The following is a 14380-nucleotide window of genomic DNA, read 5'->3' on the forward strand; positions in this document are numbered from 1 at the left end:
CATCTGGGACTACGCCTCACCACCGTTCTTCTCGAAGGCCGGAGGAACCCGCCCGGGTTCCTCCGGCCTTCGTCGTGCTCTGGGGGACATCCCTGAGGGCACCCCTACCCCGCCCCTGAGGCCACCCCGAGATTTCGCGATATAACTTGCTTTCTCTCGCCTTCCGAGAGACTCTGGCTCTGAGCAAGTTTCGCGTCATATCGCGAGATTCACGGACTTCTCAGGAGATCGACCATGCGCGCACAGAGCCAGGCTCCCCCCAGAACACCGGCCCGCAGGCTCGCCGGGCTGATCGCCGGACGCCGCGGCAAGTGGGCGGTCCTCGCCGTCTGGATCGTCCTGCTGGCCGCTCTCGGCCCGCTCGCCGGGCGGCTGGCCGACGCCGAGGACAACGACGCGGCGTCATGGCTGCCGGCGAGCGCCGAGTCCACGCAGGTCGTCAAGCAGCAGGACGCCTTCCAGAAGGACGAGACGATGCTCGCCGTCATCGTCTACGAGCGCCCTTCCGGCATCACCGCGGCCGACCGCGCCAAGGCCGCCGCCGACAGGCCCGCCTTCGAGCGCCTCCCGGGTGCCGAGAAGGCGCAGGGGCCGTTCCCGTCCAAGGACGGCAGGGCCCTGGAGACCCTCGTCCCGATCAAGAGCGACGACGTGACCGACGCCGTCGACCAGGCCCGCGACCTCGTCAAGCGGGGACCGCCCGGCCTGTCCGCGCACGTCACCGGGCCCGCGGGCGCCGGCTCCGACCAGTTCGGCGTGTTCCAGAGCCTCGACGGCTTCCTGCTCATGGCGGCCGGCATCGTGGTGATCGTCCTGCTGCTGATCATCTACCGCAGCCCCATGCTGTGGTTCATCCCGGTGCTCAGCGCCGTCTTCGCCCTCGGGCTCGCCCAGTCGGTCGTCTACCTGCTGGCCAAGTACGCCGACCTGACCGTCAACGGGATGAGCTCCGGCATCATGACCGTGCTGGTGTTCGGCGTCGCCACCGACTACGCCCTCCTGCTCGTCGCCCGCTACCGAGAGGAGCTCCACCGGCACGAGGACCGGCACGAGGCCATGGCGTTCGCCCTGCGCCGCGCCGCGCCCGCCGTGATCGCGTCCGCCGCCACCGTCGCCGTCGGCCTGCTGTGCCTGCTGCTCGCCGACCTGAACTCCACCGCCGGGCTCGGCCCGGTCGCCGCGGCGGGCGTCCTCACCGCGCTGGCCGCGATGGTCACGCTGCTGCCCGCCCTGCTCGTCATCTTCGGCCGCTGGGTGTTCTGGCCGCTCGTCCCCCGCTACGACGCCAAGTACCTCGAACCCGAGGCGTACGAGGCCGAGCACGGCATCTGGTCCCGCGTGGCGGGCCTCGTGGGCAGGCGCTCGCGTGTGCTCTGGCTCACCACCGGCATCGTCCTGGTCGGCCTCACCTTCGGCCTCGGCTCGCTCAAGGCCGACGGGCTCTCCAACGCGGGGCAGTTCACCGGACGCCCCGACTCGATCGCCGGGCAGGAGGCCGTGGCGCGGCACTACCCCGCCGGATCCGGCTCCCCCGCCGTCGTCATCGGCAAGGCGCCGGCGTCGGCGCAGATCGCCGCCGCGGCCGGGCGCACGGAGGGCGTCGCCCAGGTCGGTCCACCCGCCACCGCCGGCGGGCTGGTCATGTACGAGGCGACCCTGCGCGACCCCGCCGACAGCAAGGCGGCCGAGCGGACCATCGACCGGCTCCGGGACGCGGTGCACGCCGTCCCGTCCGCCGACGCGAAGGTGGGCGGCACCACCGCCACGTCCCTGGACACCAAGCGGGCCTCCGTGCGCGACAACAAGGTCATCATGCCGATCGTGCTCGGCGTGGTCTTCGTCATCCTCGTCCTGCTGCTGCGCGCGCTCGTCGCGCCGCTGCTGATGATGGGCACCGTCGTCCTGTCGTTCCTCGCCTCGCTGGGCGCGTGCGCGCTCATCTTCAGGCACGGCTTCGGCTTCGAGGGCACGGACACGGGGTTCCCCCTGCAGGCGTTCACCTTCCTGGTGGCGCTCGGGGTCGACTACAACATCTTCCTCATGCACCGCGTACGCGAGGAGTCCCAGGCGCTCGGCACGCGGCGCGGCATCCGGCGCGGCCTCACCGTCACCGGCGGGGTCATCACCTCGGCCGGGGTGGTGCTGGCGGCGACGTTCGGCGCGATGGCGACGCTGCCGCTGGTGTCCATGGTGGAGATGGGCTTCGTCGTCGCGTTCGGCGTCCTGTTCGACACGCTGGTCGTCCGGTCGCTGCTCCTGCCCGCCCTGTCGCACGACCTCGGACGGCGGATCTGGGCGCCGGGGCGGCTCGCCGCGCGCGAGGCGGGCACCGGCAGGTCCCGGGTCCTCGACCGGGTCGGCTGACGCGATATCCGCCCGGTCCTGGGGACGCGGAGGGGTCCGGCGGGGCGCCGGGCCCCTCCGCCGCGTCCGCCGCGTCCGCCGCGTCCGCCGATCATGAAGTTATCCACATTTCACGGCGGATCCGCACGGGTCCGGCGGGCTGGTTAGTGTCGGCGGCATGTCCACCAACTCGCAGCCCACGGCCGAGATCGCGGTCATCGGCGGTTCCGGCTTCTACTCCTTCCTCGACGACGTCGAGGAGGTGCGCGTCGACACCCCCTACGGCCCGCCGAGCGACAGCGTCCACGTCGGCGAGCTCGCCGGGCGGCGCGTCGCGTTCATCCCCCGGCACGGCCGCGACCACCGCTTCCCGCCCCACAAGATCCCCTACCGGGCCAACCTGTGGGCCCTGAGGGCGCTGGGCGTCCGGCAGGTCCTCGCGCCGAGCGCGGTCGGCTCGCTGACCCCCGACCTCGGGCCCGGCACGCTGGCCGTCCCCGACCAGTTCGTCGACCGGACGTCCGGCCGCCGGCAGACCTACTACGACGACGGCGCCGCGATCCACGTCTCCTTCTCCGACCCGTACTGCCCGGTCGGCCGGCGCGCCGCCGTCGACGCCGCCGACGCCGCCGGATGGGCGCCCGTCGACGGCGGCACCCTCGTCGTCATCGAGGGCCCCCGGTTCTCCACCCGGGCCGAGTCCCGCTGGTTCGCCGGCCAGGGCTGGACGCTCGTCGGGATGACCGGCCACCCCGAGGCCGTCCTCGCCCGCGAGCTGGCGCTCTGCTACACCCCGCTGTGCCTGGTCACCGACCTCGACGCCGGCATCGAGGAGGGTGACGGTGTCACCATGGACGAGGTGCTGCGGGTGTTCGGCGAGAACATCGGGCGGCTGCGCGGCCTCGTCGCGGACGTGGTGAAGGCGCTGCCCGCCGAACGCGGCTGCGCCTGCCCCTCGGTCCTGGACGGCATGGCCCTCCCGCTGGAGCTGCCGTGAGGGCACGCGCGGCCCGGCTCCGGCGGCCGCTGGCGGCGCTGTCCGCCGCGGCCGCCGCGGGCTTGGCCCTCACCGCGCTGCGGCCGGGGCCGCCGCCCTCGGCCCGCGTCCTGGCCGCGGCCCGCGACCTGCCCGCCGGCGCCACGCTCGGCACGTCCGACCTCCGCGCCCTCGACCTGCCGCCCCCGGCCGTCCCGGCGGGCGCGCTCCGCTCCGGCGCGGCCGGGCGGGTCCTCGCGGGCCCCGTGCGGCGCGGCGAGCCGCTCACCGACGCCCGCCTGGTCGGCGAGGGGCTCCTGCGCGGCTACGGCCCCGGGACGGTCGCCGCGCCCGTCCGCATCGCCGACGCCGACACCGTCCGGCTGCTGCACTCCGGCGACCGGGTCGACGTGCTGGCCGGCCCGCCCTCCTCCGGTCCCGACGGCCTCCCCGGCGGAGACGGCCGGTGGGGCGCGGCCCGCGTGATCGTGTCCGGCGTGCCGGTGGTGACCGTGCCGCGGCGCGGCGACGAGGGCGGCCGGGAGGGGGCCCTGGTGGTCCTCGCGACCGACCGGGCGCAGGCCCAGGCCCTCGCCGGCGCGGGCCCCGCCCTCTCGATCACCATCACCGGCCCCTGACCGCCTCGTGGACGGGCGGGGGATCAAGCGTCGGCGGGCAGCTCACCGCCGCCGCGGCCAGCCGTCAACTTGGCGCAAGGGGTGAACCTTCATTACCATCCGTAGCCGTTCCGCCCGGCTCGGGCCGGACCGAACATCAGTGATATGACGCACGCGGGAGCGAGAACCCCCTCCGGTCAGGGCAGACCAGACACTGATCGGCCATGCCCCTCGCCCGCACCCACAGCCGATCCCCGCCGGGAGGGCGTCCGACGGGACGCGCCCCACCGACCCCCAGGAGCACGCACATGGGCGGATTCAAGAAATTCCTCTTCCGCGGAAACCTCGTCGACCTCGCCGTCGCGTTCGTCGTCGGAGCCGCGTTCGCCTCGCTGGTCAAGGACTTCGCGAACTCCTTCATCACCCCGCTGATCGCGCTGATCGGCGGCAAGCCCGACTACACCCGGCTCTCCCTGACGATCGAGGGCACGAAGTTCCCCTACGGCATCTTCGTCACCTCGGCGATCGCCTTCTTCATCACCTCGGTGATCGTCTACTTCCTGGTCGTGCTGCCGACCACGAAGCTGATCGAGCGCATGGACCGCGGGAAGGAGGCCACCGAGCGGGAGTGCCCCGAGTGCCTCGCCGAGATCCCCATCAGGGCGCGGCGCTGCCGGTTCTGCACCTCCGAGATCGTCCCGCTGGCGAAGACCCCCTGACGTTCAGTACTGGCTCTCGGTGCCGTACTCCCAGTGCCAGGGCTCGAACGGGTTGCTGTAGGCCCACGCCGGGTGGAACCACCCGTACTTCCTGGAGTTGGCCTTCAGCCAGTTGAACTGCACCGAGCCCTGGTTCTGCACCCCGCCGCAGACGTCGATGGCCTGGCCCTTGCCGTGGTTGCTGGTGCCGGGCACGGCCGCGAAGCCGGGCCGCCGCACGTAGACGGACTGCTGCTCGGCCAGGCTCCGGTAGGAGTCCGTCAGGCACATGTCGCGGCCGAAGTGCGCCTTGTACGCCGCGTTCAGCTTGTAGAAGGCGAGCGCCGCGTCGGCGCGCAGCTCGCGCCCCTTCTGCGGCAGCGGGCACAGGTACTTCTGCGGGATCAGCCCGTTGGGGAACTTCTTGGCGTCGGCGGCGAGGCTCTTGTCACAGCCGAGTTCCAGCCGCTTGCTCGCGGGCAGCTTCTTGAGCATCGCGTTCAGCTGGTCGGTGAGCTGCGCGGACCGCTGCTTCAGCCCGTCGATGTCCTGCTGCACGCGCGTCTGCGCGATCGCGCTGCGGGACTGCAGGTCCTGCGCGGTGGACGCCAGCTGCTGCTTGCGCTTCTGCAGCGCGTCGGCACGGTCCACAAGCGCCTGCTGCGACCGGGCGAGCAGGGTCACGTCCGCGGTGGCGCGCAGCGCCTCCTCCGGATCGCCGCCGCCGAACACCGCCATCGACCCGGCCGCGCCGGGCTGCTGGTAGGAGGAGTTCGCGAGCCGGGCCAGCGGCTGCCGGATCTCGTTCAGCTGCGCCTCGGCGTCCGCGAGGTCCTGCAGCGTCGCCTTCAGCTTGCTCTGCGAGGCCGCCAGGTCCTTCCTGCGGCCCTCCATGTCCTTGGTGGCCGACTCGAGTTCGTCGCGAGCCTTCGCGGCGGCCTCGCGCAGCGACTTGACGTCGTCCCCGCCATCGGCCGCCCTGCCGGCACCCTGCGGCACGAGCGTCGCCATCACCAGGACGGCCGCGGCCAACGCAGCCGACCGGGGGTTCGGCACGGTGGTTTTCCTCCTGATGCCCGAATACGAACAGCGGCAGAACGCTACTACAGGTTCACAGTTGAACAGGGCGCAACCGCATCAGCGGCCCGGGTGACGATGGCGATGGCACCACTGGTCGAGGTACGGCACGCCCGCCCACGGGCACGACGGCCGCACGTCCGGCGGCTGCGAGGGCTTCGGCGTCCCCTTCTTCGTCGGCTCCGCCTGCGTCGTCGCGACGCGCCGCGGTGCCTTGGTCTCCGCCTGCGGCTCGCTCTCCGGCGGGACGTACTTCCCGATCGTCGGCTCCGCCGAGGGCGCCGCCTGCGCGGCCCGCGGCGTCGGCGTGGGCGCGCCGTCCGCCCGTCCCGAGGGCTCCTCGCGCAGCGAGAGCGCCACCACGGTCGCCAGCGCGACGGGCACCAGGAACGCCCCCGCGACCATCGCGACCCGCCTCCGCCGAGGCGCACGCGTCTCCGCCGCCTCCCCGGGCTCCCGGTCCTTCGGCTGCCCGCGATGCCGACCCGTCACGGCACCGAAGCGTACCCACACCGACCCCATCCGGCCTAGAGCGCGCGTAAGCCGTCTCCCGCCACGCTTTGGCGCTCTCTTGAGCCTCCGCCACCCCCATAACGGGGAGCGCCCAGCCCGCCCCTTCCCCTACCCTGTAGGTGCCGTCCGCTACGCTCTTCCGGCAAGCGACGACATGCCTCCGTAGCTCAGGGGATAGAGCACCGCTCTCCTAAAGCGGGTGTCGCAGGTTCGAATCCTGCCGGGGGCGCCGAACAGGCGGGAAACAGGGGCGGCCCCGCCGCCCCCCGCCTCGGAACACCGGCCCGTGGGCGCTGGTCAGGTCCACCTCGCCTACAAGGATCAGGTCCAGCAGTTCGGGCGGGCGCGGACCGGAAGTGCCTCTCGTGCGCCGCCATCTCGTCGAGGTTCGCGTTCCGCTCAGGCGAGAGCGCCGCCGAGTGGTGACGGATGTCGCGCATCAGGTCGCCGTCGCCGTTTTCCAGGAGTCCGAGTTCGCGGACCAGGCGAGCCCTTCGCACCTCGATGTCGTCGATCGCCTGAAGCGATGCGCACCGTGGCGGCGCACCGTGGCGGCGCGCCCCTCCGGAGCGCGGCGCCGCGCGGGTGGCCGGCGGCGTGCCTGTCCTGGCCGGGGCGCCGAATCGCGATCAACGTGCCGAGCCGGCGATCGTCCAGGACGCGTGGGGCCGTCCCGTGAAAGACGTCGGATGCGCCAGGGAGCGAGGGAGGCCGACGGGCGCGGTCTGCCTGCCGACGCTCCGAGGCGAGAGCACCGCGGCCATCCACATGTCCACTGGAATGCCGGATGTGGCGGCGCGCCGTAGGACACCGGAGCCGCGGAGCAGGACCGCGAGAGGAGCGCTGAGGCTCGGGCACCCGGCGGCCTGCTCTCCCGGACACCGCCGCCTTCGCTATTCGGCGGTTGGTCAGGGCGCTGTCGAACGCGCGAGCGCTGTCAGCTCCGTGACCAGCCTGCGAGTGATCGGCGCCTGGACGGACTGCCGGTCCGCGGCGCGAAGCAATGCCCCGCCGATGGCGTCCAGCTCCAGCGGCCGAGCAGCTTCGGCGTCGCGCTGCATGGAGGACTTGGTCTCCGGCAGGAAGTCGTCGTACGCCCGCATCACCGCATCGGCGTTGATCTCGGGCGCGAAGGCGCGACCGACCGTTGTGGTCTCTTCGACGAGCTCGAGCAGTTCTTGTCTCCGCGCGGAGCGCAGCTCGCCTATGGACAGTCCGTGTCGTGTGGTCAGCAGTGCCATCGGGGCGAGGAAGCTCATCTTGCGCCATAGCGTGGCGGTCTGGTCGGGCTGCACTTTGGTGCGCACCCCGGCTGCGTTGAGCATCGCGGCCACGGCGTCGAGGCGCTCGGGAGGCACGGCATCACCGGCCAGGTCGATGTCGGTGAACGGGCTGCCGTGTTCGATGAGTCCGGGAGCGACCCGGGTGGATTCGACGCGGATGACGGCCGGCGCCACCAGTTCCGGGCGGAACCGCCGGCACAGCAGGTCCGGATGCTCGACACCGTTGAGGAGCGGAACGATGAGACCGTCGTCGACGGCTGCCGGCGGGACGCGCCGCAAGGCGGCCTCCAGCGCGGTCTGCTTGCAGGTGATCAGGCACAGGTCGACGGGTTCGGTGAGCTCGGTATCGGCCTCGACCTTCGCGGTGAAGTCACCGAACTGGGCACTGCGCACACTGATCCCCGTGCGGAGCAGCGTGGCAGCGGTCGGCTCGCCGGCCAGGCAGATCACTCGGTGTCCGGCGCGGGCGAGCAGGGCGGCGAGCAGGCCGCCCACGCCACCGGGGCCGAGTACTGCCACGGTGAAGGGTGCTGAGTCGGTCATCGTGCTCCTTGCTGCGATCGGAGAGAATCCGGGTGTTCAGACGCGATTTCGTCGCGGGTCCATCTGTGAGCCGTCGGTCACGCTCGATCCCGTGCCTGGCCGGTCGCGTCGGTACGTGGGTCGGAGGACGCCACGGGCGACGGTATGGGCGCCCAGGACGAAACCGGCATATCCGGCGCTGGCGTCGGCCGTCAGCCCAAGGTCGCCGGTGTCCAGGGCATGAACCGCGAACACGTACCGGTGGGCGGGGTCCGCGCTCGGCGGGGCGGCGCCTCCGTAGGCGTGGGCGCCGAAGTCGTTGCGCAGATGCCGTGCGCCGGCAGGAAGGTGCCCGCCGTCACCCCGTCCGGCGTTGCCGGGCAGCCGGGTGCACGTGGCGGGGAGCCCGAGCAGGATCCAGTGCCAGAAGCCGCTGCCGGTGGGGGCGTCCGGGTCGTAGCAGGTGACCGCGTAGCCGTGCACGCCTTCCGGTGCGCCGGTCCAGCTCAACTCCGGGCTCTTGTTCCCGCCGCCGACGCTGTCGTGAACGTGCGGTTTGGCGAGGGGCTGCCCGTCCGCGATGTCAGGGCTGTGCACAGCCAGGGCGGTGACCGGCGGGAGGAGGTCGTACGGGTCGGGTGCCTGGGGGCGGCCCGAGTCGTATGTGCTGATCTCGACGAGGTTCCCGTCCGGGTCCCGGAGATAGATGCTGGTGATGGGTCCGGTGGCTCCCGTACGGGCGACCGGCCCCAGCTCGATCGGCACGGCCAGGTCGCGCAGGTGTTCCTGGACGTCGGCGAGGGCGATGGCGCTGATCAGGCACAGGTCGGCCGAGCCGGGGGCCGGGTGCGCGGCCTTGGGCTCCAGTTCCCGTCCGGCCTGGTGGAGGTTGAGCTTCTGTCCGCCGAAGGTGAGAGCCCGCCTGCCCTGGCCGAAGGTCACGGGTGTCATCCCCAGCACGGTGCTGTACCACTCGACGGCGGCCGGGATGTCGCGAACGGTCAGTACGAGGTGGTCGGCGCGGACGATGCGCATGGGTTCCTTCTCCGAACGTGGCCGCACGGCCATCTGGGAGCCGAGTCCATCGATGCGCGCCCCCGCCAACTGATCACGTCACACGTTATACTCGTGACATGGAAGCCGGTGCAACCAGGAGCAGAGACGTCCCCACCGAGGAACTGCGGTTCAACTTCCGTTCCGACCGCCTGTGCCTGGCCTTCGTCGCCACGGTCGGCGAACGGTGGCGCGGCAACTACGAGCGCCTGCGGGAACCGGCCGACCTGAAGCGGTGGTACCGCGAGTACGGGCTGCTCGACGAACCGGTCGCGGTCACGCCGACCGGACTGGACACAGCCCGTGCGCTCCGCGAGGCGATCCACCGCGTCGCCCACGCGGTCATGGCCGGCCGGCCGGCCGCCGTCCAAGACGAGTCCACCATCACCGTCGCGGCCGCCGCCCCGCCTCTGATCCCTGTCCTCCATGAGGGGACCGGCCGGCTGGCACTGCCGGTCGGCGGCGGCGAAGAGGCGGCGCTGAGCACCGTCGCACGCGACGCCATCGACCTGTTCACCGGCACCGCCGCCGGCCGCATCCGCGAATGCGCGAGCCCTGAGTGCGCCCTGCTGTTCGTCGACACCAGCCGCCCGGGACGCCGCCGCTGGTGCTCCAGCGCCGCCTGCGGAAGCAAGGACCGATCCGCTGCGTACCGCCGGCGAAAAGCCGAGCACGATTCCTGACCTGTGGTCCCCCCGCATGGCGGACCCCGGTCTCGACGAAGCCGGTCAACCTCGAGGAGCCTCCTGCCATGGCCAACAGCCCGTCCCCCTTGCCCGAGCACATCGAGCTCTCGGGGGAGGATCTAGTCCTGCGCGACTGGACTGAGGCGGATCTGCCCGCGATGCCGTTCCTGTTCGATCACCCTGACATTGCGTACTGGACGCCCATCGTCTCCCCTTTCGACGCGGCGGCCGCGCGTGCCCGGCTGGACCGGGCCAGGCGGTTGCGCAGGGAGGGCGGCGCCCTCCTGGCCATCACCGCCGACGGAGGCGCGCCGATGGGCGAGGTGATGCTGCGGCGCGCTCCGGAGGGGATCGAGCTCGGCTACGCCATCGGCCCGGCCTTCCGCGGCCGGGGCCTGGCGGCGCGTGCGGTCCGGGTCATGGCCTCGTACGCCTTCGAGCATCTGGGGGCCGAACGGGTGATCCTTGAGTTGGAGGCCGAGAACGCGGCCAGCGTCGCCGTGGCCGTGCGGTCGGGTTTCCGGCTGCTCGACGTGCCGCTCATCACCGGCGAGGAGAAAGGGCGGCCCTACGCCCTGCAGACCTGGGGGCTGGATCGCCCCGGATGATTCTCGCGTTCGAGACGCTGGTCGAGCCCCCGGGCCGCTCTGGTGGCGGGCCGGGGGCTCGTGTTCGGGGCGGGGTCAGCCGTTGATCTTGGCGGCGGCGAACTGGGCGCCCTGCGGGACGGTGCCGTTCGTGGCGTAGGTGAGGTGGGCGGCGATGTCGACGCCGTTCGCGCAGACGGGGTCGCCGGTGTTGCAGAACTCCTTCGCCTTCGGGCCGTAGAGGGAGCTGGCGGTGTTGATGGTCTGGCCGTACAGGCGCAGCGGGTTGCCGTAGACGACGACGGCCTTCACGCGGGGGGCGAGGCTCGTCGGGATGGTCCCGCCGGTGCCGAGGAGGGTCGGGATGCCGATCGCGATGTCGGTGACGCTGGCGCCCTGCGAGTAGCCGCCGAGGACGAACGAGGTGCCCGGGCAGGACGCGGCGACGGACTTGACGTGGTTGCTCATGTCGGTGGCGCCGGGACCGGCGCTGGTCTGCGCGAGGTCGGCCGCGTAGTTCACCGCGTAGGAGCTCACCGTCCTGCCCGGCAGGTCGCCCTTCAGCGCGCTGACGAACGGCGTGCCCACGATGCCGAGGCCGGGCAGCTCGCCGCTGCCGCGGGCGAAGACGACGTCGACGTCCGAGCAGCTCGCGGCGGACGCGGGGGCGGCGGACAGGGTGGCCAGTCCGGCGGCGCTCACGGCGCCGGCGAACGCGACGGCGGCGAGCCGCCGGAGGGACGGGGAGAGGGACATGCGGGCCTCTTTCTGCTCGCCGGCCCCGGCTGATCCGGGACCGGTCAGCGCAGGAACGTAGGGGCCCGGGTGCCGCCCCGGCATCGGCAGAATCACCGGCCGGTCCGCCGGACCGGCGATTTCCCCGATGCCGGGAGCGGGGCGGCGGCCGACACTGTGCTTCCCCCTGCCAGCGCTTCAAGGAGGCAACCGTGCGACTACCCCTGCGCTCCCCGAGACGGCGGGCCACCGCCGCGGCTCTGGGGGCGGTGCTCTTCGGCGCCTTCATCGGCGCGGCGCCGTCCGCCCGCGCGGAGGCGGACGACCCGGCCGTCAGCGTCCCGCCCGCGGGGAGCCACGGCTTCCCGTTCCTCGCCGCCGCCGAGAACCTCGGCTCGTACGGCTACACCGAGAACGAGTACTTCATCTCGGGCACCGCCCACTCGTACGCGAAGGCGGGACCGTGGGGCTCGGACGGGCGGTGGAGCGTGCGCGAGTCCGGCAGCGCCGCGTACAAGACCCGGCTGCTCGTCCGGCGGCCCACGGACCCGGCGAAGTTCAACGGGACGGTCGTCGTCGAGTGGCTGAACGTCAGCGGCCAGCTCGAGCTGTCGCCGGACTACTGGTTCGAGCGGGACGAGCTGCTCCGCGAGGGCTACGCGTGGGTCGGCGTCTCGGCGCAGGCGGTCGGCGTCAACGGCGGGCTCGGCGAGGTCCACGGCCTGAAGGGCTGGGATCCCGAACGGTACGGGACGCTCGTCCACCCGGGCGACGCGTACTCCTACGACATCTTCTCGCAGGCCGGGCGGGCGCTGCGGGCGCCGGACGGCCCGGACCCGCTCGGCGGGCTGAAGGTGAGGACGCTGCTGGCGGACGGCGAGTCGCAGTCGGCCGGATTCATGACGACGTACGCCGACGCGGTCCAGCCGGTCGCGAAGGTCTACGACGGCCTCATGATCCACAGCAACAGCGCGGTGGGCGCGCCGATCAGCGGCCAGCTGGCGGACACGCTGACGATGCCGAACCCGTCCCGGATCCGGACGGACCTGCCGGTGCCGGCGTTCGTGGTGCTCACCGAGACGGACGTGCCGCTGGCGTCGGTGGCGCGGCAGCCGGACACCGGCAGCGTCGTGCACTGGGAGCTGGCCGGCACGTCGCACGGCGACCAGTGGGCGTACGACCTGGGTGATCCGACGTTGAAGAAGTCGGTCGGGTCGGCGGCGCCGCAGCCGGACTGCCGCGCGGGAACGGCGCCGTTCAACGACGGTCCCGGCCACTACTCGATGAACGCGGCGCTGCGCCACCTGGCGTCATGGGCGCGGGGCGGGGCGCGGCCGCCGAGCGGCGCGCCGCTGGACACGGTGCTGCGCGACCCGCGCACCGGGCTCGCGACGGGCGGCGTCCGGCTGCCGGACGTCACGGTGCCGACGCGCACGCTCACCGGGCTGCGGAACCTCGGCCTCGGCGACGGGGTCTTCTGCGGCCTCTACGGCGCCCGGGACCCGTGGAACGGCGACGCGGACGGGTGGGACCGGCACGACTCCGGCGACCCGTCCAACCCCTCGTTCCCGCCGGTCGCCGAGCCGGTGCTGAGCCGGCTGTACCCGACGCACGCCGGGTACGTGGCCAAGGTGCAGGCGGCGGCGCAGCAGTCCGTCGACGGCGGGTACCTGCTGCCGGAGGACGCGGCGGCCATCGTGAAGGCCGCGCAGGACTCCGGCGTCGGCGGCTGACCCCGAGGGACGGCGCCGGCCGGCGCGGGCGCCCGGCGACCGGGCGCCCCGCCGGCCGGCGCTCGCCCGCGATCAGGTCCGGCGCGGCGCTCCGCTCAGCTCGTGTCGACCGAGCGTTGCTGACCCGGGTAGCCGGGTTTCTGGGCGGGGAGCCCGACCATCTCGTCGTCGAGCGTTCCGGCGGTGAGCGGCTCGTCCGGCGGCTCGGAGGCGGGGCCCTCCGGCTTCGCGCCGGACGGCGGGGCGTCCACGGGTCCGCCCGCGTTCACCCCCTGCGACTCGACCAGGTCGTCCTCATGCTCTTTGTGCATGTTCGTCCCTTTACCCCCCAGGAAGCGGAATAGCCGGACGTCAGGCCGGGGCCGCCGCGCGGCTGCGGAAGAATCGCCGCATGGCGAAGAAGTGCCCTTGCGGGACCGGGACCTCGTACGGGGAGTGCTGCGGACGGCTGCACCGGGGGGAGGCCGCGGCGCGGACGGCCGAGGAGCTGATGCGGTCGCGGTTCAGCGCGTTCGCCGTCCGGGACGAGGCGTACCTGCTGAAGAGCTGGCATCCGGCGACTCGGCCCGAGCACGTCGACACCGATCCCGGGACGCGGTGGACGCGGCTGGAGATCGTCCGGACCGAGGACGGCGGTCCCGGCGACGACAGGGGCATCGTGGAGTTCCGGGCGCACTACACGGCCGGCGGGCAGGACGGGGTCATGCACGAGATCAGCCGGTTCGTCCGGCACGACGGCGCGTGGGTCTACGTCCGGGGCAAGGTCGCGTGACCCCCGCGCGGGGGAGGCAGGCCGGCCCCTGAGGGGCAGCGGCTTCGGCCGCGCGGGGGAGGTCCGGCGCCCGCGGCGGCTGCGACGTTGGGGACGCGGGCGGCGGTCGCCCGCGGCGAAGGGAGACCCACATGTCGCACCGGAGGATCGCGGTCGCGGCGGCCGCTCTCGCGGCGGCCGGCGCGGTCGGCGGCGGGACGGCCATGGCGCAGGAGACCGGCGCGCCGGCCCCGCGCGAGTCGCACGTCACCGGCGACGCCTGGCTGAAGTACCCGGGCGATCCGCAGTACCCGTACCGGCGGTTCGTCGTGGACGCGCACGGCGGGCCGTGGAAGTTCGTCGACGGCAAGATGGTCATGGGCGCCGCCCGCGGGACGGTCCGGTTCGACCACTTCGCGCCGGACGTACCGGGCGGGCCGTCCACGCACCACTGGGGGACGATCAAGGTCGACTACGTGATGGCGTCCGGGCCGGTGGCGGTCGTGTCGGGCATCCGGCAGGACGACGAGCACGGCATCCCGCCGAACGAGAAGCGCGCCAACCTGACCTTCTACCAGTCACCGCGCGGCCACCGGTTCGACCGGATGGGCTTCTCCTGGGGCCTGGTGTACCCGCAGTGCCAGCAGATGGGGAGCGGACCCGTGCCGTTCAGCCCGGCCGGCGCGGGTCCGGACGGCCGGTGGTTGAAGGGCTACACGGTCAAGGCGGCGCCACTGGAGATCCCCACCGGCACGATCCAGCCGCCGGACAACCCGCCGGACTGCTCCTTCACCGACGAGTAGCGC

The 14380-nt window shown here is 72.9% G+C and carries 15 protein-coding genes and 1 tRNA gene; 10 read left to right on the plus strand and 6 right to left on the minus strand.

Features of this window, described 5'->3' with window-relative positions:
* The first annotated feature begins 234 nt into the window (after positions 1-234).
* The 4 genes from J4557_RS35525 (at position 235) to mscL (ending at position 4655) form a co-directional block, all read left to right on the plus strand.
* Complete coding sequence (locus J4557_RS35525) at positions 235-2364, plus strand: MMPL family transporter (protein WP_208271169.1); 2130 nt, start codon at positions 235-237, stop codon at positions 2362-2364.
* Positions 2365-2521: 157 nt separating this feature from the next.
* Complete coding sequence (locus J4557_RS35530) at positions 2522-3340, plus strand: S-methyl-5'-thioadenosine phosphorylase (RefSeq protein WP_208271170.1); 819 nt, start codon at positions 2522-2524, stop codon at positions 3338-3340.
* Positions 3337-3957 carry an SAF domain-containing protein gene (locus J4557_RS35535; protein ID WP_208271171.1) on the plus strand — a complete coding sequence of 207 codons (621 nt, stop codon included), beginning with the start codon at positions 3337-3339 and terminating at the stop codon, positions 3955-3957. Before J4557_RS35530 ends, J4557_RS35535 begins: the two co-directional genes overlap by 4 nt.
* Before the next feature lie 287 nt (positions 3958-4244).
* A complete protein-coding gene (gene mscL / locus J4557_RS35540) occupies positions 4245-4655 on the plus strand; it encodes a large conductance mechanosensitive channel protein MscL (protein WP_208271172.1) in 411 nt (136 codons plus the stop codon).
* Between the two features lie 3 nt (positions 4656-4658).
* Here mscL and J4557_RS35545 read toward each other — a convergent pair whose 3' ends face one another.
* Both J4557_RS35545 and J4557_RS35550 read right to left on the minus strand, forming a co-directional pair.
* Positions 4659-5690 carry a D-alanyl-D-alanine carboxypeptidase family protein gene (locus J4557_RS35545; RefSeq protein ID WP_208271173.1) on the minus strand — a complete coding sequence of 344 codons (1032 nt, stop codon included), beginning with the start codon at positions 5688-5690 and terminating at the stop codon, positions 4659-4661.
* Positions 5691-5771: 81 nt separating this feature from the next.
* Entirely contained in the window at positions 5772-6203 is a 432-nt protein-coding gene (locus J4557_RS35550) for a hypothetical protein (protein WP_208271174.1), read from the minus strand.
* A 177-nt stretch (positions 6204-6380) separates the two neighbouring features.
* Here J4557_RS35550 and J4557_RS35555 point away from each other — a divergent pair.
* Positions 6381-6453, plus strand: a tRNA-Arg gene (locus J4557_RS35555).
* A 679-nt stretch (positions 6454-7132) separates the two neighbouring features.
* Here the strand turns inward: J4557_RS35555 and J4557_RS35560 are convergent.
* Together J4557_RS35560 and J4557_RS51860 are read right to left on the minus strand one after the other, a co-directional pair.
* A complete protein-coding gene (locus tag J4557_RS35560) occupies positions 7133-8050 on the minus strand; it encodes a ketopantoate reductase family protein (protein WP_208271175.1) in 918 nt (305 codons plus the stop codon).
* A 36-nt stretch (positions 8051-8086) separates the two neighbouring features.
* Entirely contained in the window at positions 8087-9064 is a 978-nt protein-coding gene (locus J4557_RS51860) for a YbhB/YbcL family Raf kinase inhibitor-like protein (RefSeq protein WP_307800399.1), read from the minus strand.
* Between the two features lie 98 nt (positions 9065-9162).
* On the opposite strand from J4557_RS51860, the gene J4557_RS50090 reads away from it, so the two are divergent.
* Together J4557_RS50090 and J4557_RS35580 are read left to right on the plus strand one after the other, a co-directional pair.
* Positions 9163-9765, plus strand: a complete 603-nt coding sequence (locus tag J4557_RS50090; RefSeq protein WP_243776864.1) for a CGNR zinc finger domain-containing protein — start codon at positions 9163-9165, stop codon at positions 9763-9765.
* A 68-nt stretch (positions 9766-9833) separates the two neighbouring features.
* The gene (locus tag J4557_RS35580) at positions 9834-10376 is read left to right on the plus strand and encodes a GNAT family N-acetyltransferase (protein ID WP_208271176.1); all 543 of its coding nucleotides are present in this window, start codon (positions 9834-9836) and stop codon (positions 10374-10376) included.
* A 75-nt stretch (positions 10377-10451) separates the two neighbouring features.
* Here J4557_RS35580 and J4557_RS35585 read toward each other — a convergent pair whose 3' ends face one another.
* Positions 10452-11111 carry a cutinase family protein gene (locus J4557_RS35585; RefSeq protein WP_208271177.1) on the minus strand — a complete coding sequence of 220 codons (660 nt, stop codon included), beginning with the start codon at positions 11109-11111 and terminating at the stop codon, positions 10452-10454.
* 191 nt (positions 11112-11302) lie between these two features.
* Between J4557_RS35585 and J4557_RS35590 the strand changes: the two genes are divergently transcribed.
* Positions 11303-12823 carry an alpha/beta hydrolase domain-containing protein gene (locus J4557_RS35590; protein WP_208271178.1) on the plus strand — a complete coding sequence of 507 codons (1521 nt, stop codon included), beginning with the start codon at positions 11303-11305 and terminating at the stop codon, positions 12821-12823.
* A gap of 95 nt (positions 12824-12918) precedes the next feature.
* Here J4557_RS35590 and J4557_RS35595 read toward each other — a convergent pair whose 3' ends face one another.
* Positions 12919-13134 (minus strand): hypothetical protein, encoded by a 216-nt coding sequence (locus J4557_RS35595; RefSeq protein WP_208271179.1) that lies wholly within the window; start codon positions 13132-13134, stop codon positions 12919-12921.
* Between the two features lie 80 nt (positions 13135-13214).
* Between J4557_RS35595 and J4557_RS35600 the strand changes: the two genes are divergently transcribed.
* Entirely contained in the window at positions 13215-13595 is a 381-nt protein-coding gene (locus tag J4557_RS35600; RefSeq protein ID WP_208271180.1) for a YchJ family protein, read from the plus strand.
* A gap of 131 nt (positions 13596-13726) precedes the next feature.
* Positions 13727-14377, plus strand: a complete 651-nt coding sequence (locus J4557_RS35605; protein ID WP_208271181.1) for a hypothetical protein — start codon at positions 13727-13729, stop codon at positions 14375-14377.
* Positions 14378-14380: the final 3 nt, after the last annotated feature.

The sequence above is a fragment of the Actinomadura nitritigenes genome (genome assembly GCF_017573545.1).
GTDB classification, from domain to species: Bacteria; Actinomycetota; Actinomycetes; order Streptosporangiales; family Streptosporangiaceae; genus Spirillospora; species Spirillospora nitritigenes.

Bases quoted from the DNA above. Each gene is read 5' to 3' on its own strand.
- J4557_RS35525 (WP_208271169.1), top strand. From the start codon at position 235: ATGCGCGCACAGAGCCAGGCTCCCCCCAGAACACCGGCCCGCAGGCTC.
- J4557_RS35530 (WP_208271170.1), top strand. From the start codon at position 2,522: ATGTCCACCAACTCGCAGCCCACGGCCGAGATCGCGGTCATCGGCGGT.
- mscL (WP_208271172.1), top strand. From the start codon at position 4,245: ATGGGCGGATTCAAGAAATTCCTCTTCCGCGGAAACCTCGTCGACCTC.
- J4557_RS35560 (WP_208271175.1), bottom strand. From the start codon at position 8,050: ATGACCGACTCAGCACCCTTCACCGTGGCAGTACTCGGCCCCGGTGGC.
- J4557_RS51860 (WP_307800399.1), bottom strand. From the start codon at position 9,064: ATGCGCATCGTCCGCGCCGACCACCTCGTACTGACCGTTCGCGACATC.
- J4557_RS50090 (WP_243776864.1), top strand. From the start codon at position 9,163: ATGGAAGCCGGTGCAACCAGGAGCAGAGACGTCCCCACCGAGGAACTG.
- J4557_RS35580 (WP_208271176.1), top strand. From the start codon at position 9,834: ATGGCCAACAGCCCGTCCCCCTTGCCCGAGCACATCGAGCTCTCGGGG.
- J4557_RS35585 (WP_208271177.1), bottom strand. From the start codon at position 11,111: ATGTCCCTCTCCCCGTCCCTCCGGCGGCTCGCCGCCGTCGCGTTCGCC.
- J4557_RS35595 (WP_208271179.1), bottom strand. From the start codon at position 13,134: ATGCACAAAGAGCATGAGGACGACCTGGTCGAGTCGCAGGGGGTGAAC.
- J4557_RS35600 (WP_208271180.1), top strand. From the start codon at position 13,215: ATGGCGAAGAAGTGCCCTTGCGGGACCGGGACCTCGTACGGGGAGTGC.
- J4557_RS35605 (WP_208271181.1), top strand. From the start codon at position 13,727: ATGTCGCACCGGAGGATCGCGGTCGCGGCGGCCGCTCTCGCGGCGGCC.